Annotated in this window: 19 protein-coding genes; 10 read left to right on the top strand and 9 right to left on the bottom strand. The window is 69.8% G+C overall.

What is annotated here, in order from left to right:
- Positions 1 to 196 precede the first annotated feature (196 nt).
- Positions 197 to 733 (top strand): hypothetical protein, encoded by a 537-nt coding sequence (locus EDD90_RS33820; protein WP_123976675.1) that lies wholly within the window; start codon positions 197 to 199, stop codon positions 731 to 733.
- On the opposite strand, the gene EDD90_RS33815 is transcribed toward EDD90_RS33820, so the two are convergent.
- Positions 690 to 1,481, bottom strand: a complete 792-nt coding sequence (locus EDD90_RS33815) for an IS5 family transposase (protein WP_123976674.1) — start codon at positions 1,479 to 1,481, stop codon at positions 690 to 692. The genes EDD90_RS33820 and EDD90_RS33815 overlap by 44 nt on opposite strands.
- 761 nt (positions 1,482 to 2,242) lie before the next feature.
- Between EDD90_RS33815 and EDD90_RS33810 the strand changes: the two genes are divergently transcribed.
- Positions 2,243 to 4,462, top strand: coding sequence for an MMPL family transporter (locus tag EDD90_RS33810; RefSeq protein WP_311737233.1), 2,220 nt, complete (start codon positions 2,243 to 2,245; stop codon positions 4,460 to 4,462).
- Positions 4,463 to 4,500: 38 nt separating this feature from the next.
- Positions 4,501 to 5,073: a hypothetical protein gene (locus EDD90_RS33805; protein ID WP_123976672.1), complete on the top strand. Its 573-nt coding sequence runs from the start codon at positions 4,501 to 4,503 to the stop codon at positions 5,071 to 5,073.
- 363 nt (positions 5,074 to 5,436) lie between these two features.
- Here EDD90_RS33805 and EDD90_RS33800 read toward each other — a convergent pair whose 3' ends face one another.
- Positions 5,437 to 7,392 (bottom strand): polyprenyl synthetase family protein, encoded by a 1,956-nt coding sequence (locus EDD90_RS33800; protein WP_260328778.1) that lies wholly within the window; start codon positions 7,390 to 7,392, stop codon positions 5,437 to 5,439.
- A gap of 898 nt (positions 7,393 to 8,290) precedes the next feature.
- Between EDD90_RS33800 and EDD90_RS33795 the strand changes: the two genes are divergently transcribed.
- Positions 8,291 to 8,914: a DUF4097 family beta strand repeat-containing protein gene (locus EDD90_RS33795; protein ID WP_185149310.1), complete on the top strand. Its 624-nt coding sequence runs from the start codon at positions 8,291 to 8,293 to the stop codon at positions 8,912 to 8,914.
- Positions 8,915 to 8,951: 37 nt separating this feature from the next.
- On the opposite strand, the gene EDD90_RS33790 is transcribed toward EDD90_RS33795, so the two are convergent.
- The 7 genes from EDD90_RS33790 to EDD90_RS33760 form a co-directional block, all read right to left on the bottom strand.
- Positions 8,952 to 9,428: a hypothetical protein gene (locus EDD90_RS33790; protein WP_123976669.1), complete on the bottom strand. Its 477-nt coding sequence runs from the start codon at positions 9,426 to 9,428 to the stop codon at positions 8,952 to 8,954.
- 89 nt (positions 9,429 to 9,517) lie between these two features.
- On the bottom strand, positions 9,518 to 9,988 hold the full coding sequence (locus EDD90_RS33785; protein ID WP_123976668.1) for a GNAT family N-acetyltransferase: 471 nt from the start codon (positions 9,986 to 9,988) through the stop codon (positions 9,518 to 9,520).
- Between the two features lie 153 nt (positions 9,989 to 10,141).
- Positions 10,142 to 10,366 carry a winged helix-turn-helix transcriptional regulator gene (locus tag EDD90_RS33780; protein WP_185149309.1) on the bottom strand — a complete coding sequence of 75 codons (225 nt, stop codon included), beginning with the start codon at positions 10,364 to 10,366 and terminating at the stop codon, positions 10,142 to 10,144.
- A gap of 155 nt (positions 10,367 to 10,521) precedes the next feature.
- Positions 10,522 to 11,424, bottom strand: a complete 903-nt coding sequence (locus EDD90_RS33775; RefSeq protein WP_311737232.1) for a hypothetical protein — start codon at positions 11,422 to 11,424, stop codon at positions 10,522 to 10,524.
- Between the two features lie 154 nt (positions 11,425 to 11,578).
- Entirely contained in the window at positions 11,579 to 12,055 is a 477-nt protein-coding gene (locus EDD90_RS33770) for a DUF6924 domain-containing protein (protein WP_123976667.1), read from the bottom strand.
- Positions 12,056 to 12,480: 425 nt separating this feature from the next.
- The gene (locus EDD90_RS33765) at positions 12,481 to 13,071 is read right to left on the bottom strand and encodes a TetR-like C-terminal domain-containing protein (protein ID WP_123976666.1); all 591 of its coding nucleotides are present in this window, start codon (positions 13,069 to 13,071) and stop codon (positions 12,481 to 12,483) included.
- Positions 13,064 to 13,900, bottom strand: a complete 837-nt coding sequence (locus tag EDD90_RS33760; protein WP_123976665.1) for an alpha/beta fold hydrolase — start codon at positions 13,898 to 13,900, stop codon at positions 13,064 to 13,066. Before EDD90_RS33760 ends, EDD90_RS33765 begins: the two co-directional genes overlap by 8 nt.
- A 410-nt stretch (positions 13,901 to 14,310) precedes the next feature.
- Between EDD90_RS33760 and EDD90_RS33755 the strand changes: the two genes are divergently transcribed.
- The 6 genes from EDD90_RS33755 (at position 14,311) to EDD90_RS33725 (ending at position 22,280) form a co-directional block, all read left to right on the top strand.
- On the top strand, positions 14,311 to 16,230 hold the full coding sequence (locus tag EDD90_RS33755; protein ID WP_123976664.1) for an N-acetylmuramoyl-L-alanine amidase: 1,920 nt from the start codon (positions 14,311 to 14,313) through the stop codon (positions 16,228 to 16,230).
- Between the two features lie 160 nt (positions 16,231 to 16,390).
- A complete protein-coding gene (locus EDD90_RS33750; RefSeq protein ID WP_123976663.1) occupies positions 16,391 to 17,563 on the top strand; it encodes a serine hydrolase domain-containing protein in 1,173 nt (390 codons plus the stop codon).
- Between the two features lie 570 nt (positions 17,564 to 18,133).
- Entirely contained in the window at positions 18,134 to 18,676 is a 543-nt protein-coding gene (locus EDD90_RS33740) for an MOSC domain-containing protein (protein ID WP_185149308.1), read from the top strand.
- A 108-nt stretch (positions 18,677 to 18,784) separates the two neighbouring features.
- Positions 18,785 to 19,297, top strand: a complete 513-nt coding sequence (locus EDD90_RS33735; protein ID WP_123976661.1) for a SigE family RNA polymerase sigma factor — start codon at positions 18,785 to 18,787, stop codon at positions 19,295 to 19,297.
- A gap of 29 nt (positions 19,298 to 19,326) precedes the next feature.
- Complete coding sequence (locus tag EDD90_RS33730) at positions 19,327 to 20,610, top strand: hypothetical protein (RefSeq protein WP_123976660.1); 1,284 nt, start codon at positions 19,327 to 19,329, stop codon at positions 20,608 to 20,610.
- Complete coding sequence (locus EDD90_RS33725; RefSeq protein ID WP_260328278.1) at positions 20,598 to 22,280, top strand: LCP family protein; 1,683 nt, start codon at positions 20,598 to 20,600, stop codon at positions 22,278 to 22,280. The genes EDD90_RS33730 and EDD90_RS33725 overlap by 13 nt, the downstream gene beginning before the upstream one ends.
- The last annotated feature ends 283 nt before the right edge of the window (positions 22,281 to 22,563 follow it).

The raw sequence follows: 22,563 nt of genomic DNA, 5'->3' as shown, positions 1-22,563 counted from the left end.
CCTATTCAACTCGCTTCACACGGGGGACTTTTATGCAACGCCCACAGGCGCGCATTCTTACAGCAGCGGCTCTGGCCGCTCTCAGTGGTTGTTGTCGTTCCGAATCTGAGGGCGGTGTTTTCGCTGGTCAGGCATAGGGCCGGTGATTCGGTGGGAGTGGTGGCGTGTCGTGTCGTCGCTCCCCGGGAGGTTGCGGATGCCGTCAGTCGTCGGACTGCTGGAACAGCACGAGCTCGCCGCTCGCCGTCGTGTCGACGGGTTGCGTGAGGAAGCCGACCGCATCCAGGCGGAACTGGCCGCGGCCGAGCAGGAATGGCAGGAGTGGGTGATCGCCCGCAGGCGAGTGGGCACGGTCCTGGCTCCGGGCGGCGGCAGCGTTGCTGATGAGGAGGCCGCACCCGGCCCACGGGACGCGGACGCGCGCTCGGCGCCCGGGCAGGCGGCGAAGGCGAAATCGCAGGTGCCTGTGTGGCGTGAGGGACTGGCCTGGTCGGTGTTGTCGGTGGACTATCAGCGCATCCTCCAGGCCCTCGCGGACCGGCACCGGCTCCATCAAGGGCCGCTGACCTGCCAGGAGTTGGCCGTGGTGTTCGGCCTAGTCGCGGTGCCGGCCAAGGTGGAGGCGCTGCGGTCGAAGGCGAAACGCCTGGTCGCGCGGGGCTGGCTGGCCGAGCGGCAGCCGGGCCGGTTCACCCTGGCCCAGGGCCCGGCCGGGCAAGGCGGCGCGTCATGAGCAGGGTCATCGACCAGTAGACCATCGCCTCGGCGCTGGTGGTGCGGCGTTCGAAGTCGCGTGCCAGGCGGCGGGTGCGCATCAGGTGGGCGAAGAACCGCTCGACGATCCACCGCTTGGGCAGCACCACGAAGCCGCGCGTGTCGTCGCTGCGCTTGACGATCGCCAACACCAGCGCGAACGTGGCCAGGCAGTACTCGACGAGGCCGCCGGTGTAGCCGCCGTCGGCCCAGACCAGTTCCAACTGGTGGTGTGTGTCGGCGACTTGCCGCAGCAGGACCTGCGCGGCGGCGCGATCACCGGTGTCCGCTGCGGTGACCATCACACCCAGCAGCAGGCCGAGCGTGTCGACCACGACATGCCGCTTACGCCCGTTGACCAGCTTCCCGCCGTCGAAGCCACGGCTGTCCGCACCGACGACGGCGTCCGCCTTGACCGACTTCGAGTCGATCACACCCGCACTCGGCTCCGCATCGCGGCCCAGGTTCTCGCGGACTTTCGACCGGAGCCGGTCGTGGAACTCCCTGACCAGGGCGTGATCGCGCCAGCGGCGGAAAAACGCGTAGACCCGGTCCCATGGCGGGAAGTCCACCGGCATCGCCCGCCACTTGATGCCGTTGTCGGTGACGTACCGGATCGCGTCGAGCATCACGCGGTGGCAGTAGCCCTCCGGCTGCCCGCCGCGGCCTTCCAGCCAAGCCGGCACCGGCATCGCGTCCCGCACCACTGCCCACTCCGCGTCCGTCATGTCCGACGGATACCGGCGCACCCGATCGGGATGATCGGCCGCGTTGCCGTACACATGCGCGAGGCAATCACACGATGGAGCAACCGAGTTGAACTGGACGGACTCGGACGCGTACGACAACGACATCATGGCCTCCCGGCATTGCTCGGTTCGATTCGCATCCCCGAGCTACCGAGAGGCCCCGCCTTCATGCGCGTGCCGCCGGGAGATCACCGCGGCGAGGAGCTTGTTCGACCCGTGCGTTCCATGATCGGTGGTCGAGATCAACCGGCCGTGGAATCTCTGCGATCAGAAGCGTACCCATGATCAGTAGAGGCACGGCTTCTGAGTACCTGATCCCCGTGCCTGATCAGTGGGTTGATCGTTTGACCATCCGATGGACTACGAGTTCTGGAGCATCCTCGAACGCGGGGGCGACGCCGTGCGGGCCGCGCTGTCGGATTTCGCCGACCGCGCGAGCGAGGACGGGCTGGATGCGGTCGTGGATCTGGCGTGCCAGGGCATGGCGGATGGCACCGCCTGCATCATCGCCCGTGGTGATCGGTTCAGGGCAAAGGCGAACCGGTGGAGACGGAGGTTGCCGGACTTGAGCGGCAGGTCAGCTTGCTGCTCGGCTTCACGCTCGGCGAACTCCTTGATCCGCCTTCTGGGAGCCGCTGACCTTCGACGTCCGGGCCCTGCACGGCTATGGGGGGTGCGGTCGCTCCTCACGCGTACGGGCCGGACCGTTAAGGGCAGTTCATCAGAACTCTCTCAAGTATGTGGTGAATGAGTCCCGCTGGGGGCAGCGGTGCGACGGCCGTCCGGGCGTGCCGTGTGGGCGAGAGGCTGATCGGGAGGTGGGCGTGCGGGTTTCATGGCGTGGGTGGGTCGGCCTGGTATGGGCGATTGCGGCTGTGGCGGCTTTGCTGGTTTCGCCTGTTGGTGTCGGCCATGTGCGCGGGGGCGTTCCGCAGGTGGGGGACAGTGAATCCGCCCGGGCTGCCGTCTTGATCGAACGCGATATGCCCGGCTTGGGTAACGGCAGTCTCGTCCTGGCCTTCAGCTCGCCGTCCCTGCGCGTCCGGGTGGACGAGCCGTACCAGCGGTCCGTGGAAGCGGTGGCCGGAGCTGTGGCCTCGGTGGAGGGGGTGGGCCGGATCATGGCGGTGCCGGACTTTCCGGGCCTTGATCCGCATCACGCCTATCTTCTAGTCGGGCTTGCCGGCGGTCCCGAATCGGCGCAGGAGAGCATCCCGGCGGTGCGTGAAGCCGCGCATGCGGCTGCGGCTGCCGCCTCCCGGGGGCACGTCAGTGTCGCGGTGACGGGTCCCGCACCTGTCTACGACGCCCTGGTCCACACCGATCTGCGGTCCCTGCAGCGTGCCGAGGTGCTGGCGGTCCCCCTCGCGTTGGTGCTCCTGGTGGCCGGCCTGGGATCGCTCGGTGCCGCCTTGGTGCCGCTTTTGGCGGCGGGCCTCGCCGTCTTGGTGAGTACCGGGGCCCTGCTCGCTTTCGCGCTGGTGTCGGACGTGGACACGCTGACCCTGGCTGTGGCCACGTCGGTGGGCTTCGGCCTTGGTTTGGACTACGCGTTGCTGTTCCTGTTGCGCTACCGCCATGCGCGGGAACAGGGCGCCGACCCGTATGAAGCCTCCTGCCGGGCCAGGGGGACAGCCGGCCACGCGATCGCCTGGTGTGCGGGTGCCGTCGTCCTGGCCAGTGCGGCCCTGCTCGTCGTCGGGGTGGACGTCTTCCGCACGATGGGGCTGGCGGTGGCCGTGGCCACCCTGGTCGCCACGGCCACCGCCACGACCCTGCTCCCCGCCGTACTCCCGTGCATCGAGCCGATGCTGGAGTTCGGCCGCCTGCCCCGAAGGCACCGCCCGGACCACGGCACCAAGGTCTGGCTGCGCTGGGCGCACCATCTGATGGGCCGCCCCTGGCGCTACCTGCTCGCGGCCGGTGCCGTGCTGCTGATCGCCGCGACCCCGCTGAGCGACCTGAGGCTGGGCGTGCGCATCGACCGCACCGCGCTGGTGGACACCGAAGCCGGACGAGGCATGCGGCAGATCGAAGCCGACGGCCTGGCCAACATCACCTTCCTCGCCTTTCCTCACACCGCGGAGCAGGGGCCGGTGGACACCGGCGCACTGTCCGACCGCCTGCGCGCCGATCCGCGTATCTCCACGGTCGCCACCCTGGACAACGGCCACGACCTGACGGTCCTGGCCCTCACCGACCGTGTCCCCGTCGACGCCCCGGCCGCCGCCGAGCTGACTGCCTCCATCCGCTCGGCTGCCCGTCAATTCCTGCCTGCCGGCCAGAAGTTCTACGCAACCGGCCCGGCCGCCATGGTGGCCGACTTCCGGGCAGCGATGAACGCCGCCTTGTGGCACGTCGCCGCCCTCGTGCTGGCCACGTCGTTCGCGCTCATGTTCCTCGCCTTCCGCAGCGTCCTGATCCCCCTCAAGGCCCTGTTCATGAACGCGCTGTCCCTGGCAGCGTCGTTCGGCCTGCTCGCCTGGACCACACGGCACACTGCGGACAGCGTTCATCTCGGCATTCCCCTAGTGGCGTTGACCATCGTGTTCGGTGTGTCCATGGACTACGAGATCTTCCTGGTCCACCGCATCACCGAGCACTACCGCGCACACGGCGACTGCCGTCGGGCCGTCGCGGACGGCCTCGCCGAGACCGCCCGCCCCATCACCACCGCGGCCGCCACCCTGGCCTGCGTCTTCGCCGTGCTGATGACCACCCGTCAGCAGGACCTTCAGCAACTGGGCTTCCTCGTGGCCACGGCCGTGCTCCTGGACGCCACCGTCGTCCGCCTCGTCCTCGTGCCGGCCCTGATGCGCCTGCTCGACCACCGCAACTGGTGGCTGCCGCCCGCTCTTCACCGCCTGCACTCCCCTCTCCTTCCCATCCCCGCGCCCCGCAGCGGCGCCGACCCGGCTACCACCCCCCTCTCGGGCACACGAAAAGGACACTTTCTGTGACACCTCGACCCAGCCGCGCCTGGACCACCACGCGCCTCATGCGTCGGACGGCAAGCGTGGCGACCTCGCTGGTCGCCACCGCCGTCCTGACCACCCCGGCCGGCGCCGCTCCCGCTCCCACCCGCACTCCTGTGGCAGCCCCACGTGCCGCGGCGCTGGCCTGCCGGGCCGCGACCCCGGCCGGCCAGCCGGTGACGTTCTCCCCGAAACTCGCCTTGCGCCCACGGCACGTGAACATCACCGGCACCCTCAAGCTCACGGCCTGCACCTCCCCCGACGGCTCCCAGCAGCGTCTGCGCAGCGCGACCCTGACCATGAAGGGCTCCGGACAGGCCAGCTGCAGCGGCGCATCGAACATCACCGGCACGGCCACCATCACCTGGCGCGACGGTGCCGGCCACCGGGCCGGCACCTCGGCGATCACCTCAACCCGCCGCTCCATCAGCGGCTACAACCCAGGCGACGCCCTCCTCGGCGGCACCGTCACCCACGGCGTCCTCACCGGCAGGAGAGTCGTCGGCTCCGCCACCCCCACCAGCGACGTCACCTCCTGCGCGACCGGGGGACTGGCCACTCTGCACGCCGCGGGAAAGATCAAGTTCATGCGCTGACGGCGCCCGCCTCCTGCTCGGGCCCGCGCAGTCGGCCCGAGCAGGAGGCGGAAGCCGCTTCCCGCACCGAGCGGACCACACGGCAGGCCCGCGCGGAGCCCGCCCGGCGCGGCCGAGCATGTCGCAGCCACCCGGCCCGCGGCTCCGGCCGGGCAGCAGGCGGCTCTCTCGCCGTCGCCGGCAAGAGTGTCCGCCGGGGCGATCGCCGCGCTCGGTGCCCGGGCAGCCGACAGCCCCGGTGCAAGCGCCACGGGACCAGCACGCTGCTCCACGGGCGGGCCGAACGCATCGGAGGGCGGAACACCGCGGTCGACCCTGTCGGGTGGATCCGCTCGACAGGGCGCGGATGCACCCGCAGGCGTCTCAGTGTGCCGGTTGCTCGGGGGCGGGTCCGGGGCGGTCAGGGACGCGTTGTGCGGCGTACCAGCCCAGGGCACGGATCATCGCCTTGTGCTGACTGGGTGGCAGCAGAGGCCCAAGGACTGTCCAGGCCTGGTCGATCATGTCCTTGGTTTCGGCTGCGCATGCCTCCAGGGCCCCGCTGTGGGCGAGGAACTCGGCAGCGCGGGCGGCCCCCTCGGGTGTGCGGAGGTAGAGGGCGTCTCGTAGTCGGCGCCGGTCGGGCGCATCGAGCAGGGCGATGGCATGGGCGACGGGGTAGGTGACTTCGCCGTTGAGGAGGTCCTCAGCGGGGACCTTCGCCGTGCGACCCCGACTGAGGTCCTCGGCGGTGCTGACACCATCGAGATCGGCGACGTCGTCGCTGATCTGGTAGACGGTCCCGACCGCGGCGAAGTAGTGGCTGACGGCGCGGATCTGCTCCTCGTCCGCGCCGGCCAGCACGGCGGCGGCCTCGGCGATGCACCCCACCGGCACGCCGGTCTTGAGCCGGTGCGCCATGCGGAGCTGCTCAAGGAGACGGCAGTTGTCTCCGCTGACGACGGCCTGCTCGAAGACCTCCCAGTGACCGGCGAGGTCGAGAGACTGGCCGGCATGGCCCGCGCGCAGCCCACGCAGGTAGATGCGGTGGCAGCGCAGCATCGTGGCCGGGTCGTGCTGCGGGATGCGGTCGAGGATCGGGTCGAACGCGAAGTAGGCGGTGGTGCCGGCGGTGATCGCGGCAGGCGTTCCGAAAAGCTCGTGGACGGCGGTACGGCCTCGGCGCAGCGGCGAGTTGTCCTGGATGTCGTCGATGATCATCGAGGCGGTGTGCAGAAGTTCAGGGGCTGCCGCCAGCGGACGGTAGGGCTCGGGGTCGACGCCGAACAGGCACATGACCGCCATGCCGGCGTAGGGGCGCCAGGCACGGCCGGGGATGTCCAGGAGGTGGCGTACCGGCTGGACGAGGGTGGCGTGCAGCCGCTGCCGGGTGAACGTGTCGAGGGCCGGCCCGCATTCCGTGCCGGTGAGGGGGGTGAGGTCCTCGTCCGGGCCCGCGGGGTAGACGGCGGAAACCTCCTCGCGGGCGATGGCGTAGGCGCGGCGCGTGTACTGCTCGACGTCGGTAATGGTGTTGGACGGGACAGCTTCCAGGAAAGCCTGCCCACGGACCGATTCTCCGCCCATGGTCCCGGTCACCGTGGCCGGGCTCTCCCACCAGCTCAGGACGCTGCCGATGCTGCGGATCTCGCCCCTGGCAGCGGGCCCGATGACGTCGAGCTCAAGCGCGAGTTCGGGAACGCGCATGCGGGCGGCGGTGGGGAAGGTGTTGAGCGTGGCTGCCGACGTCCAGTGCCGCAGGGGTTCGTACACCATCTCGAACAGGCGCCACGACCCGTCGGGCGCGGTCACCGTGGCCGTCGAGGTCTCACTGTGACGCGCACCGGTAGCGGGGTCGCAGATGCGGAACTGAATGGCGCTGACATCCCAGCCATTGTCCAGCTGGATTCCCGCCCATTCCCATGAGCGGTCCCCAACACCCACAGGGCGTTCGGCCCGATTCCACGCACCGCCCCACGAGTGCTCGAACCACGCATGCCCCTGCACGGCGACCGACTCGCCCGTCCCCGGGGTCACCGTTCCCTGCACATCGAGCCGCGAGATGACGTGCGTCGTGATCTCGTCCCCACCGTCGGAAAACCGGCCGGGCACCCGCCCGTCAACGTTCACCTGAGGGACGGCCGGCTTGCAGGGCACCAGCCGGAGATCGAGACTCGGGTGGCCTTCGCTGTGGAAGCGGAGACGGTAGCTGCCATCCCCCTCGGCACGCAGCGCCGCGAGATCGCCCAGGACGATGTCCAATTCGGAGGCCGAACTTCGGACAGGGCCCTGCAGGAGCCGGTCCGGCAGCGGCACGCCTTCGGAGAGAACCTCTTCCATGGCTGCGCGAACACGCGGGTCACCCAGCTGGTCACCGAGGATCGAGTCGCGGACTACCCGAAGCCCGCCGGGCGTCAGCCACGATCCCGCGCCCGTCCCCATGTCGCCGGCCCAGGTAGCGACGTAACCGTAACCCGGCTCCGGCACATCTTTGTCCACCGCCTCGTGCCGAACGAGGAGCACCGCCCAGTGGTGCGCGCGACCATCGTCCGCGCTCAGGTGCCCATTGAGGTACCACCACTCCAAACCGGCAGCAGGATGCGGCGTGCCATGCGCAGCAGGGGGAATGGACAGTGACGTCCTCGCAGGCCCGGGCAGGCGGACACCGGAGGTCGAATAAGCAGTGGCGTTGATCACAGGCCCAACCTAGGCGCCCGGCATCGCAAGCTGCCGAGCTTGCACGAACGACGACGCCATAGGGTGATCTTGACTGCGAAACCACTGACCGGCCGTGTCCTTACAACGACCGCGACCGTTCAACGCCGATAGCCGGAGCTGCCAGCCAGAGAATACGACCGAGGCCGAGTGGCTACGTAGGTGACAGGTAGGACGGTTGATGCACCGGCATCTTCTCCGGGCGGTCGGCCGCGCTCCCGAACCGGCGCGCGAGGCAATGGCACGACGACACGCGGGAATTGGACGGGATGAAGACCGGCCCGCAAAACTTGGACAACAGGGCCTGGGACTCGTTTGGTGCCGCAGCCTCGATTGGTGCCGCAGCCTCGATCGAGCTACCAGGGGCTCTGTCCTCATACATCTACCCGGCCGAGGTCACCCGGCCAGGGAACCTGTTCGGTCAGAACCGTCCTCATGATCGATAGAGATACGGCTTCTCACAGTCAGCGGGCTGTCCTCGTGCTCGGCCCTCAGCCAGAAGAGCTTCGAGGACGACGCCAAGGTGCCTCAGAGAATCACCTCGATCCGTCTCGACAACGGGAACGGAGATGTGAAGGTGGACGCTTCGGCCGACGCCTCCACGATCTCCGTGCACCGCAAGGTCAACTACCGCGGTGACAAGCCGAGTGGCACGTCCTTCCGCGTCAGGGACGGCGTCCTGGTGCTGTCCGGCTGCGGCAAGAACTGCGGCGTCGACTACACCGTCAAAGTGCCTGCCGGTCTTGCCGTGACGGGAGGCACTTCAAACGGCGGCATCACACTGACCGATGTCGGCGCGGTCGATGTACACACAAGCAACGGTGAGATCGCGGTGACCAATGCATCGGGCCCTGTGAAGCTACGCACGTCCAACGGTGACGTCGACGTCAAGGACGCCAAGGGCGGCGGCGTCGACACGCAGACATCGAACGGCGAGGTGACGATCCGGACGGCCACCCCGCAGGACGTCAAGGCTCGCACGACCAACGGCAGCCTCACGGTCACCGCACCGCCTGCCAAGTACCGGATCTCGGCGAACGACTCCCACGGTGACAAGAACGTGGCGTTCAAGGACGACCCGTCAGGCACGTACCTCCTGGATCTGTCGACAACGAGCGGTGACTTGACTGTGAAGTCGGCAGCCTAGGACTGTCCCGTAAAGATCTACAGGGCTCGGCGGTGGGCTATCCCATGACCGTTCGGGCCGTGTCGAGGAACGCCAGCCGGTTGTTCTCCAGGTAGTCCCGTACGCTCTCGCCGTCGGGCAAGCCTTCCCATACCGTCCGGTTGAGGTCGAGGAAGTACGCACGTGCCGCGTCATGCACAGGCAGCGGGAACTGGATGCGGATGAGCCGCTCGGCGACCCATAGCCTGTTCATGACATCCTGGGTCTTGAGGTACCAGGGGTGGGTGTCGTCGAAATCGGAAGGCCGGCTGAACGCGGAGCGTTCGGCCTCGGCCGCCACCTCGATGAACCGCTCCAGCAGGGCCAGCCGTTCCGCGCGCCGAGCCTCCGACAGGGTGTTCTGCTGCCGTTGCTGTTCGGCGCGTTCCACTGACAGTTGAGTCCTGTGCTGGACGAGGTAGGACAACATCCCGCCGAGGACAACGCCACCCAATGATATGAGTGACACCCAGACCTGACCTGCCATGGTGGTCATCGTGCCATGTGGTCGACCTTTGGGACGATCACGCTGTGGCACAACCTCTCACTGGCCGGATGAGCTGCCCAGGCGGCGGTGCGCCTCGCTCACCTCAGCGTCAAGTGCACCAGGTCGATCTCCTCATCACGAGCCTGGGCGAAGCACCGGCTCTTCCCAGTGATGACGAAGCCGCACTTCTCCAGCACTCGGATGGAGCCGGCATTGTCAGCGGCGGCATCGGCGTGCAGCGGCCGGGCGGGCTCCAGCTTGATCAGTTCGGCAAGGGCCGCGGTGGCGATGCCCTGGCCCCAATGTGCTCGCCCGATGACGTACGTGACCTCCCACTCCGACGGCGGTCCGAAGACAGCGGCGTGTCCTGCTACAGCGCCGTCGGCAAGAACGCTTCGCAAGATCACGGACGGGTCATCGCGCACCTTCGCCCAGTGCTGGTCGAAGTGGCCACGGTCGTAGTGATACTTCCTGGTCACAGCTGCCATCTGCTGCAACTCGGGATCCGTCAACTGCTGCCAGAAGATCGGCAGGTCGCTGTCCTCAAGCTCGCGCAGGGATATGTCCATAGGGGCAGTCTCAGCCTCCACAAGATCGGTACCCAGGTGACTGGCTCAGACTAGGCCCAACTCACCGTTACGGGACAACCCTCAATCTGTGATCGACACGGCCGAGCTGGACAAGGACGACGACACCTCGGAACAACGGGAGGCCCGGTCCCCTTAACGGTCCTCAGGATCCGGCCCCTCCAGCAGCCCGTTCGCCGCGCGGTTGATCTTCGTCAACGCGCTCAGCAGGTGCTGTCGTTCCACCTCCGTGAGGTCCGCCGTCACCGCCTCCTCCATGCGTCGGCGTTCCTCCCCGACCGGTTTCTGGAGGGCGCGGCCCGCGTCGGTGAGCCAGAGGCGGACCAGGCGGCTGTCGAACTCAATGCCGTGATCCGTCACGTCGCGAGCCTACTGACAGCGTGAGGGACACCACCCACTGACCAGTGCGCCTGTTCACGGAAATGCGGGCAGAGCCTTGAAAACGGCTCTGCCCGCATTTCCGGATGCTGTTGGTGATCTCCGGCTGCTGTTCCGGGTAGGGGATGTGGAAGGTGTCAGGATGCCTGGACCAGGGTGGTCAGGGGAGTTTGTGCGGCGTCTGTCGCGGAACGCGACAGGTACAGCGCGGTGTGGAAGTAGCCGTGAGTCTCCCTGTCCTGCGGATCCTCGCCGGCCGCGGTCACCGCGTCGATCGCGTACTGCTGCTCCTGCCTGCTGGTGAAGCGGCGTTGCGGAAACGTGTGGGGGACGGCTTTCTCGGTCCTGAGGCCGTACGGTTCCAGGCACTCGGCGATGCGGCGGTAGGAGTGGGTCCGCAGCACGAACGCGGCGACCCACACCGGGCTGGGGACGCAGTCCAGGAGCGGCTCGAAGGTGAGAGGAGACAGGAAGCTGGCTCCGCCGGTGACGGTAATGAGGCGGGTGTGGCGGGCGGCCTGGCGCAGGGCCGGGCTGGGCGGCGCGCTCTCCAGATTCTCGGCGAACCCCTCGTCCAGCAGGCCGACAGCGTGTGCGTAGGAGACAGCATGGGGGGCGGCGTCGAGCCCGATGACGCGGGCCGGGTCTGAGCGCCGGTGCGCCGCGTAGTAGGCCCGGTCCCATTCGATCAACTCTGCGGTGGTCAGCTCGGTGGCCTGCGGCGATGTGTAGCGGGCGTACAGGTCCGCCAGGGTGAGATCGTGGTTGAGCAGGGCGGCGTTGATGCCGTAGGAACAGCACAGGTCCAGCACCGTGGCCGGGCCCGCGGGCCGGCACGCTGTGAGCATGCGGCGGAAGACGGGCTGCGCATGATGAGGGGTTTGGTATTCCCAGGGGCCCAGCTCACGAAAGTACGCGCGAGGGTCCGGCTGGTCGTAGATGTCGTCGAACGGAGTCATGGTCCCTGCCGCGAGGGCAGGCGTCTGCCGGGAGTTGCTGACCACGGGTGCTGGTGAGCCGTTCGACCGTTCATGGGTCATCACGTGTTCCCTCTCGCCCTGGTTCGGAACTGCCCTGTGACAACAACTAGCGGGCGACGGGACCGGTTGGGAACAAGGCGGAGACGGAACCAGCCATGCGCGCCTTCGGCACCCGCGTAGAGATCACCAACAGTGTCAGTTCCGTGATCCCTGTTCAGAGGGACCGGTAGATCCCCTCGGGATCATCGTGAGCCCATGCGGCGTACTCCTCGAAGCCCAGGTTGCCGATGCTCAGGTTTGCGTGGACGTCGTGGACCCCTGCGGGGACGGTGCGGAACTCACGGCCGAACTCGGTCAACTGCTCGTAGTCCTCGTCGTCCAGGCATTCCTCCCGCGTCAGCGTGGTGACCGCCAGCAACGCGTGGCTTTCAGCCTGCATGGTTGTCCGGTCGGCGAGGAAGACAACGGCCAGGTTCTCGTCGGCGCAGACCGCATTCAGCGCCTCGTCAACGGTCACTTCTGCCCAGGCCGGGTCGTCTATGAAGTGGACGTGTGCCTCGTACTGCCTGTCCCCCCAGGGCTCCGTCAGCGCCGCCGTCACGTCCTGCCACGCCTGGTCGTCGTGGTAGTCGGTCCTGACGACCAGAACGTCGAACTCATCACGGCCGGTGACGGCGGGCAACGTTCTCATGATCCTCTTCTTTACGGCAGCGCTCAGTGGCCCGTACCCGACTCTCTCACGCCCCAGTCGGGCCAGCCTGCGCCAGAGCCGTCCAGCGGGCCAACTCCTGCTGGTGTGAGCCGTTTTTCGTCGCCTCGGTGACGGCTGCGGTCGGCTCTGGTTCGGCCGGGTGGCCTTCTCGGGTCAGGAGGGTGAGGGGCCAGCGGGGTTCTTCGGGGGCCGCGCCGTCGGTCGGGATCGTAGAGGAGCCCGAGGGGAACGACGGGAGTCCGCTTCGGTGTCCTGAGAACCGGCAACCCAGGAGAACCGGTCAAGGGCATCGGCCCAGGGCAGCTCACGGCCGACAGGCCGGACGTCGCGGAATACTGCCGTGTCCGCCAGGTCGGTGCCCTGTGGCGCCGATGAGGTCGAAGCGGTCGACGGCGGCGCCCTTCTCACCTGGCGCGCAGGCCGCGGTCCGCGAAGGAGATCAGCCAGTCGAAACTCTCGTCGATGTCGGCGCTCCGCTGGAAGGCGCTGGCCGACTGCAGTGTGGCGAAGCCGTGGCAGAGGCTGCGGAGCGTGCGCAGGGCGTGGTCCACGTCGGATTCTGCGATTTCTGCGGTTTCTGCGGTTTCCGCGATCTCGTAGCCGCGCAGGACCGCCGTGAAGGAGTCGAGCAGCCGCCGGCCCGCGGTGGCCAGTGGGTCGTCCGGGCCGGATGGTTCGATGCCGATCGTCGCGGCGTAGCGGCCGGGGTGTTGCAGGACGAAGGCGCGGAAGGCGCGGGCCGCGGCGGCCAGGGCGTCGCGGCCCGCGTGTCCCCGGACCGCGCCGCCGACGGCGTCGGCCGCCTCGTTCAACGCCAGGGCGGCGATGCGGCGGTTGAGGTCTTCCTGGCCGTCCACGTGCTTGTACAGGGACGGGGTGCGTACGCCGACCCGCTCGGCCAGCAGACCCATCGTCAGGTTGGCGAGGCCCACCTCGTCGGCGAGGGCGGCGCCGGCCGCGACGACGGCCGTCGGGTCGAGGCCGGCCCTAGGCACGGGCGGCGCCCGGTCGGAGGAAGGCGAGCATCAGTGAAACCACCTGGTCGGGGAACTGGTCGTGCGGGTAGTGCCCGGCGCCCTCGATCATCTCCAGGCGGCCGAGGCCGGACGGCAGGGCGTCGACGATCGCCGAGCCCTCGGCGTGCGGGTCGGCCCAGTCGGGGTCGAGCGTGCCCATCACGACCAGGACCGGGCAGCGGACGTTGCCGAGCTGCACGCCGGCGTCGGCCGGGGTGCTGCGGCCCATACCCTGCAGGGCCTTCATCCGGCCCGGCTCGTGCAGCAGGGAGTCGATGCGGTCGAGCCGCTCGGCCCAGTCGGCCGGCTTCACGCCGGGGTAGGCGACGTCGAGGTACGAGCGCCACAGCGGCACACTGCCGAGCACTCCCGTGCCGAGCAGCCGCAGCATGCCCTGGCGGAAGCGCTTGACCCGCAGGTCGCCGAGGCGGAGCGACTGCTTGCGGGTGAACGGCGCCAGTTCGACGACCGCGCTGATCAGCGAGGGTTCCTGCGCCGCGGCGATGGTGGCGGCGCCGCCGGAGATCGAGTGGCCGACGAGCACGGCCGGGCCGCCCAGGTGGCGGATCAGGGCGAGCAGGTCGCCGGCGATGGCGGTGCGGCTCCAGGCCGGCCAGTCGGCGCTGGACTCGCCGCAGCCGCGCAGGTCGACCGCGGCGACGCGATGACCCGCCGCCACCAGCGCCGGGATCACGGCACGGTACGCGGCGCGGCTGTCGCCCATGCCGTGTGCGAGAACGATCAGCGGGCCGGAGCCCGCGACCTCGTAAGCGATCGTGCCGCCGTCGACGGCAAGGTACTCGGTCATGACACTCCTCGGGCTTGGCTAACTGTGTTAGCCACAAGCTAACCCTGTTAGCCAAACGCTGTCAACGGCGGGGCAGGGCAGGGGTCGGGCCCGTACCGGGATCGAGGAGGAGGTGCCGGGGTGGCGGTGCGCCTGGCCGTCGGAGGGCCTGGGTCGACGGGCCACCCGCGAGCGAGCTCCGCGGCGCAATCGCCGCGTTCTGCACAAGTCCCCCGCACTTAGCCGAGGTTGACGTGCGTCGCCCCGGAGGGGGATCATCCACTGCCAGACGCCGACGGACGAAGCCCCGAGCAGACCAACGGAGTTGAGCGCGTACCGGCCCGGTCGACGAACCGATACCCCGTCGTATGCCCTGTCCGTCCGGCCAGTTGATCTCTTATTTGATCTCTCTGAGGTCCGGGGACCCTTTTATGAGAACGAGCAATCCCAGACGCGCAGACGCGTCGAAGCGCCGCCGTGCGGCCCTGCTGACCGCCGTCGCCGCGCTCGCCGTCACGGGCGGGGCGGCCGTGCCGATGCCGGCCCTCGCCGCCGGCGACACCGCAGAGCCGGTGACCTCTCTGCAGCAGGACTTCACGGCCGCCGCCGACGCCTACCACGTCCCGCAGCAGGTGCTGCTGGCGGTGGCGTACCAGGAGTCGGCGTGGGACACGCACGCCGGGAAGCACAGCACGGACGGCGGCTACGGGCCGATGCACCTGACGGACGTCACCCCGGCCATGATGGCCGGGGGCGACGCGGGCGCGGCGGGCCGCGCCGATCTGACGAAGCTCGCCGCCGATCCGGCCCTGCACACCCTCCAGGCGGCCGCAAAGCTGACCGGGCTGTCGGCCGAGGAGTTGCGCACCGACCCGACGGCCAACATCCGCGGCGGCGCGGCGCTGCTCGCCTCGTACCAGAAGGCCGTCACCGGATCCACCTCCGCGGATCCCGGCAACTGGTATGCGGCCGTGGCCCGTTACAGCCAGTCCAGCCGGCGGCAGGGGGCCGGGGCCTTCGCCGACCGGGTGTTCGCCACGGTGAAGAAGGGCGCCGGCCGCACCACGGCCGACGGCGAGCACGTACGCCTGGCGGCTGACAGCGATGTCGACCCGGCCACCGGTCAGTTGAACGCCCTGGACCTGAAGTCCGCGGCGGCCACGGACACCGAGTGCCCGACCACTGTCGCCTGCACCTTCGTTCCGGCCGCGGCGTCCAACGGCCAGGTCTCCAACCGCCCCGCCAACGGCATCCGGATCGACAGCATCGTCATCCACGACACCGAGAGCTCGTACGACGCCGCCATCACCACCTTCGAGAAGGCGGGCGGCTCCGCCGCGCACTACGTCATGCGGTCCTCCGACGGCGCGGTGACGCAGATGGTGCCCACGAAGGACCTCGCCTTCCACGCGGGCAACTACTCCACCAACATGCACTCGATCGGCATCGAGCACGAGGGCTACGCCGCGCACGGTGCCACCTGGTACACCGAGGCGCAGTACGAGGCCACGGCCGAGTTGGTGAAGTACCTGGCCGACCGGTTCGACATACCGCTGGACCGGCAGCACATCATCGGCCATGACAACGTCGCCGGGCCGAAGTCGTCCCTCGTCTCCGGCATGCACTGGGACCCGGGCCCGTCCTGGGACTGGAACCACTTCATGAACCTGCTCGGTGTGCACACCGGGCGGCACGGCGTCGGTCCCGTCGGCTCGGTGGTCACCATCGCCCCGCGCTTTGAGGACAACCTGCAGACCGTCCAGATCTGCCCCTCCGACGACCCGACCGGCGCGACCACCGCGTGCACCGAGACGCAGCAGCCGTCGGACTTCGTCTACCTGCGCACCGCGCCCAGCGACACCGCACCCCTCTTCGGGGACCAGGCGCTGCACCCCGGCGCGGCCGGCACCGACCGGATCAACGACTGGGGCAGCACCGCGGCGGCGGGACAGCAGTTCGTGGTCGCCGACCAGGACGGGGACTGGACCGCCGTGTGGTACAGCGGCTCGAAGGTGTGGTTCTCCAACCCGCACGGGTGCAACACCGCGCCCGCACACGGGGTGAAGGTGATCACGGCGGCCGGTGACCCCCCGGTGGCGGTGTACGGCTCCAGCTACCCGGACGCCGCCGAGTACCCGGCGGGCCTGTCGCCGTCGACGCAGGCACCGCTCAGCATGTACACCGTCCCGGCCGGTCAGGCCTACGTGGCCACCGTGGCGCCGTCCCTCACGGACGACTTCTTCCCCTCCAGCGGCACGGTCGTCACCGGCGCCAAGGCGATGTACACCATCCAGTACAACCACCGGGTCGCCCTCGTGTACTCCTCGGACGTCACGGCCACGGACGGATGAGGATGACGGTCCGCTGACGGCACGCCGGCCGGAAAGTGGTGCCCAGGAGGTTCCGGCCTCCTGGGCACCACCCATGTCCGGCCGTCAACTGGCGTGAATGACGGCGGGATTGGGTCGTCCAGGGCTCGCAGGGCCCTGGCCGCGGTGCCAGGATGTGGGCATGACGATGATCCACGGGGAAGTCGCAGACGGGTTCGAGGGTGTACGGGAGGCGTTCGCCGCCAACTTCGAGCGGCGGGGGGATGTCGGGGCGGCCGTCTGCGTGTACCGGGACGGGCGGCCCGTGGTGGATCTGTGGGGCGGTGTCGCCGATCCGGACACCGGGCGGGAGTGGGAGCGGGACACTCTGCAACTCGTGTACTCCGCGACCAAGGGAGCCACCGCCACCGTCGCTCATCTGCTCGCCCAGCGCGGGGAGTTGGATCTCGACGCTCCGGTGGCCGACTACTGGCCGGAGTTCGGGGCGAACGGCAAGGCGGGGATTCCGGTGCGGTGGCTGCTGTCGCATCGGGCCGGGCTGGTCGCACTGGACCGGCCGGTGCCGCTGGGCGACGCGCTGGGGTGGGACGCGATGGTGGCCGCGCTGGCCGCGCAACGGCCGCAGTGGGAGCCGGGGACCGGGCACGGCTACCACGGGCGGACCTACGGATGGCTGGTCGGAGAGGTGATCCGGCGGGTGTCCGGCCGTACGCCGGGCCGGTTCTTCGCGGAGGAGATCGCCGGGCCGCTCGGACTGGACTTCTTCATCGGGCTGCCGGCGGCCGAGCGTGGGCGGGTCAGCCGGATGGTCTACCCGAAGCCGGAGTTCGACCTGAGCACCGTACCGCTGGACGCCGTTCCGCCGGAGGCGCGCGAGTACGTCGCCGCGCTGCAGGACCCGGAGTCGTTGAGCAACCGAGCGTTCACCCTCACCGATCCCGCCGAGATCGACTTCAACTCGGCCGAGGTGCAGGCCGCCGAGATTCCCGCCTCCAACGGCATCGGCACCGCGCGCAGCCTGGCACGGATGTACGCCGCGTTGATCGGGGACGTGGACGGGGTACGGCTGTTCAGCCCCGAGACCCTGGCGTCGGCGACCGCGGAGCAGGCCGCCGGGCCGGACAAGGTCATCATGTTCCCGGTCCGCTTCGCCTCCGGCTACATGCTGCCGATCGAGACGAACCCCCTGACCGGCCCCCGTGCCTTCGGCCACCCCGGACGGGGCGGATCGCTGGGCTTCGCCGACCCCGAGCACGGCATCGCCTTCGGCTACGTCATGAACAGCATCGTCGAGGGCGCCGAGGACACACGTGCGTCCACGCTCGTCGACGCGGTGCGAGAGGCGACGGCTTGAACGGCTGATGCGGGCGGCGGGCGTTACGGCGGGGCGCTCGGCGTTACGGCGGGCGCCCGGCGCGGGAGGTACGACAGACGGCAAGGCGGTAGGCGGCGCGGGAGGTACGACAGACGGCAAGGCGGTAGGCGGCGCGGGAGGTACGACAGACGGCAAGGCGGTAGGCGGCGCGGCACGGCGGCACGCGGCACGGCGGCACGCGGCACGCGGCACGGCGGCACGGCGGCACGCGGCACGCGGCACGGCGGCACGCGGCACGGCGGCACGGCGGCACGCGGCACGGCGGCACGGCGGCACGCGGCACGGCGGCACGGCGGCACGCGGCACGGCGGCACGGCGGCACGCGGCACGGCGGCACGGCGGCACGGCGGCACGCGGCACGGCGGCGGCACGCGGCACGGCGGCACGGCGGCACGCGGCACGGCGGCACGGCGGCACGCGGCACGGCGGCACGGCGGCACGGCGGCACGCGGCACGGCGGTCCACCCGGTTCCGGCTCCCCCGACGTCAGGCCCCGGCTGTTGGTCGCCGATCTTCCGACCCCGCGGTCGGCCGATTAGGGTCGGCGGTATGAACGGGGTCGTGACAGCTGTCAGTCGTAATGACGTCTACTCCTTCACCAAGCCGAACCGGGAGAGCATCACGCTGCTCGCCGGGCTCGGGGTGGAGGGCGATGTGCACTCCGGGGTGACCGTGAAGCACCGGTCCCGGGTCGCGCAGGATCCGAGTCAGCCCAATCTGCGGCAGGTGCACCTCATCCACGAGGAGCTGTTCGAGGAGGTGCGGGGCGCCGGGTTCGGGGTCGGAGCCGGGGAGCTCGGGGAGAACATCACCACCCGTGGCGTCGATCTGCTGGCGCTGCCGACCGGGACGCTGCTGCACATCGGGGAGGACGCCGTCGTCGAGGTGACCGGGCTGCGGAATCCGTGTCTGCAGATCGACGGCTTCCAGCAGGGGTTGCTGAAGCAGGTCGTCGGGCGGGACGAGAGCGGGCAGGTCGTGCGCAAGGCCGGAGTGATGAGCGTGGTGAAGGTGGGGGGTGTGGTGCGGCCGGGGGACGTGGTCCGGGTGGAGCTGCCCGTGGGGGAGCATCGGCCGTTGGAGCGGGTCTGAGAGGGGGCAGTGAGCCTGCTCTGAAAATCCCTTGAAACATTTTCCCCGGCCCACCGCATCAATGAGGTGAGCGGCAGAGCGCCGGGGACGGGGACGGGGAGCTTGCGGATGAGTCAGGGGCCTGTGGAGGACTACGCCGACTTCGCCGCGGCGCGGGCCGGGCATCTGTACCGGTCCGCCTGTCTGCTCACCGCCGGGGACACCCATCTCGCGGAGGACCTGGTGCAGGAGGCCCTCGGGCGGATCTACGTCCGCTGGGGGCGGGTCTCCCGCGTCGGCAACCCCGCCGGGTACGCGCAGACCGTCCTCACCCGGACCTTCCTCGCCCACCGGCGGCGGTTCAGCAGCGGTGAGAGAACCAGGGACTCGTTCCCCGAACAGGCCGACAGCGGCACCGGCACCGACCCCTCGCTGCGGCTGACCCTCCTCGACGCGCTCGCGCGGCTGCCCGCCAAGGACCGGGCCGTGGTCGTCCTGCGGTACTGGGAGGACCGGTCGATACAGGAGACCGCGGACGCGCTCAACGTGAGTTCGGCCGCCGTCCGCACCCGGTGCGTGCGCGCCCTCGCGCGACTGCGCGAGCTGCTGGGCGAGGACCTCGCCGAGTACGCCCGCCCCTGACCTCAACCTTGTGGAAACGGTGGTTCGTCATGCCCGTCGAGCAGCAGCACAGCGACAGCGATCCCTTCGAGCCCTTCGAGCCCTTCGAGCGTGAGCTCTCCGCCGCCCTGCATCACACCGGCGGCGACTTCGACACCGACCGGGCCGCGCTCGCCGCCGCCGGTACGGCCCGTGGACGGCGGCTACGGCAGCGGCGGCGGGCCGCCGTACTGGGCGGCGCCACCGGTGTCGCGCTCGTCGGCGTGGGCGGCGCGTTGGCGGTGCCCTGGGGCGGATCGTCGTCCGTCGCGCGGCCGCCCTCCTCCGTGAGCACGACCCCGCACGCCACCTCGTCCCCCGCCGGCCACGGCGTCACCTCGGACGAGATGATCCGCACGCTGGAAAGGCTCCTGCCCAAGGGGAAGTTCAGCAAGGCCGAGGGCCGCGGGGTCGACGAGAACGACCCGCTCGTGGCGCCGTACGCACAGGTCGTGTACGACGACGGGCACGGCGCCGCCGCCATCAGCGTCGCCGTGAACCGGGTGCTGCCCGGCGGGAACGACGCCCGGCAGGCCGTCCAGTGCCCGGACAAGGTCTATATCCCGTACGACAGTTGTGTCCCCAGCCATCTGCCCGACGCCTCCGTGGTCACGGTGACCAAGGGGTACGAGTACCCCGACCGGCGCGTGGACACCAAACTCTGGACCGCGAACCTGGTCACCCCGGACGGCCATCACGTCTCCGTCAGCGAGTGGAACGCCGCCGCCGAGAAGGACGCGCCGATCAGCCGGGAGGAACCTCCCTTGTCCGCGGCGCAGTTGAAGGAGCTGGCGGCCGCGAAGGACTGGCGCGGGGTCGTCGACGCCATCCCCGAGGATCCCCGGCAGACCCAGGAGCCCCCCGCCGCGCAGGAGAACGGCAAGGGGATCCTGCAGACCCTCACCTCCCTGATCCCCAAGGGGCTGAAGGTGGTGGCGCACGGGAGCGCTGACGACAGCGGCTTCACCTACGTGGTCGTCGACGACGGCAAGGGCAGGAGTCTCGTTCAGATCAATGTGCAGCCGGACATGTCCGATGTGGCCGATGACCTGTTCGGCAGGGGGTCCGAGACCCTGTCCGACGGGACGAAGGTCGCCGAGCGGCAGGGGCCCGGGGAGAAGGGGGGTGACGGGGTCGTCATGTGGACCGTCGACACCCTGCGCACCGACGGCTTCCGCGTGGTGGTCAGCGCCTTCAACTCCGGCTCCCAGCAGACCGCCGCGACCCGCAAGGCCCCCGCGCTCTCCATGAAGCAGCTGCGTGCCATCGCCCTCAGCCCGACGTGGCACGCGTAGTCAGGAAGGCCGCGATCGTGTCGTACATCTCCTACGGCGGGTCCCGGACCTCCGAAGACGCCCTGCCCCCGGTGGTCCGGGCACCGCGAGGCAAGCCGACTCCCGGTGGGAGACGCAAGCCGAAGGCCAAGAAGAGGGCGAAGCGAATAGCCATGGGCGTCGGCGCCTTCGTGGTGCTCGTCGCGGCCGCGGGGTGTGCCTGGGTCTACCAGCTCGACAGCAACATCAAGCACAGCGCCCTGGACGCCGGCACACAGCCGCAGAAGGGCGCCGTGATCCCGGGTGCGCTGAACCTCCTGGTGATCGGCTCCGACACCCGTAACAGCGCGCTGGACAGCCGCCTGGGTGGCTCGGACCAGTCCCTGCCGCACGCGGATGTCGAGATGCTGGTGCACGTCTCGGCGGACCACCAGAACGCGACGGTGATGAGCATCCCACGCGACACGGACCTCCGGATGCCGTCGTGCACGCAGAACGGCAAGCCCCACGACTTCCCCTCGAACGACCAGATCACCAACAGCCTGAACTACGGGCCGGGCTGCACGGTGGCGGCGGTCAACGCCCTCACCGGGGTGCACATCGATCACTTCATGGTGGTGGACTTCTCCGGCGTGGTGAACATGTCCGACGCTGTCGGGGGTGTGCAGGTCTGCACCACGCACAACGTCTACGACCCGGGCTCGCACCTCAAGCTGTCCGCCGGCACACACACCCTGGTCGGCCAGGGCGCGCTGAAGTTCCTGCGCACCCGGCACGCGTTCGGCGGCGCGAGCGACGTGGACCGCGCCGAGACCCAGCACATCTTCCTGAGCGCGCTGATCCACAAGATGAAGAGCGCCGGCACACTGGCCGACCCCTCGCACGTCTTCAAGCTCGCGGAGGCCGCCTCGCATGCGTTCGCGGTGGACGACGGGCTGGCCGGTGTGAGCAGCCTGGTCGGCCTCGCCAACACGCTCGGGAGCATCCCGACCGACCACATAACCTTCGCCACCATGCCGACGGGTCAGGACCCCTACAACCCGAACGCCTGGCTGGTGCCGGGGCCGGGCGCGCAGCAACTCTTCGACTCGATAGCCGACGACCAGTCGCTGACGCCGACCACCTCGTCCTCGCCCAAGCCGTCCGCGGGCGCGACCGCCTCCGCCGACCAGTCGGTGGATCCGTCCACGGTCGAGGTCCACGTGTTCAACGGCACCGGGATCCCGGGCCGTGCGGCCGCCGTGCAAAGCGAGCTGGCCGGCAAGGGCTACTCCAACTCCGTCTTCGAGCACACCCCCACGACGGTGAGCGCAAGCAAGGTGGAGTACTCGGCCGCCGACCCGCGCTACAAGGGTGAGGCGCAGCAGGTGGCCAGCGCCCTGGGTCTGTCTCCCTCCTCCCTCACCACAGTCCCCGGCCTCACCACCGTCCACGTGGTCGTCGGCCCGGACCTCAAGGTCGGCGGCGGCTCCTCGTCCGGCTCCAAGCCCCCGGTGGACATCGGCGCGGCGACCGCCCAGGCCCACACGGAGATCGCCGGCGACACTGTTCAGTGCGCCAAAGCCTCCCCTTGGCCGCTGGGCGGCCTCCCTGCCTCGGGGGCGGCCTACCGGGGCCTCACCGTGGAGCAGGCCTACGCGAAGGCCACCCAGGAGGGCATCCCGGACTCCGACAAGACCAGGAGCCAGTGACCGTCAGGCAGCCCACCTCGGCGAAGCGTCTGCGGGACGAGCCGCGCCGGATGCCGGGCCGAGCCAGCGCGCTCGGTGACTCGCCGGCCTGGGCCGGTATCCCTCCCGGTGGGCTGATCGCTGGGGCGACGGCCTCCGCCGGACTTGCGCCGGTGCTGCTCGCCGGCCCGCGTCGCCGCCGTGCTCGTCGCGGTAGGGGATACGGGTGCCGTCCCGGGTGGTGAAGAAGAGGGGCGCTGAGGGCCCTTCGGATGACGGGGGGTTAGCCTCGGGAGATCCAGAC

Source organism: Streptomyces sp. Ag109_O5-1, assembly GCF_003814875.1.
Lineage (GTDB): Bacteria > Actinomycetota > Actinomycetes > Streptomycetales > Streptomycetaceae > Streptomyces > Streptomyces sasae.
This window is presented reverse-complemented; position numbering and strand designations above follow the sequence as displayed.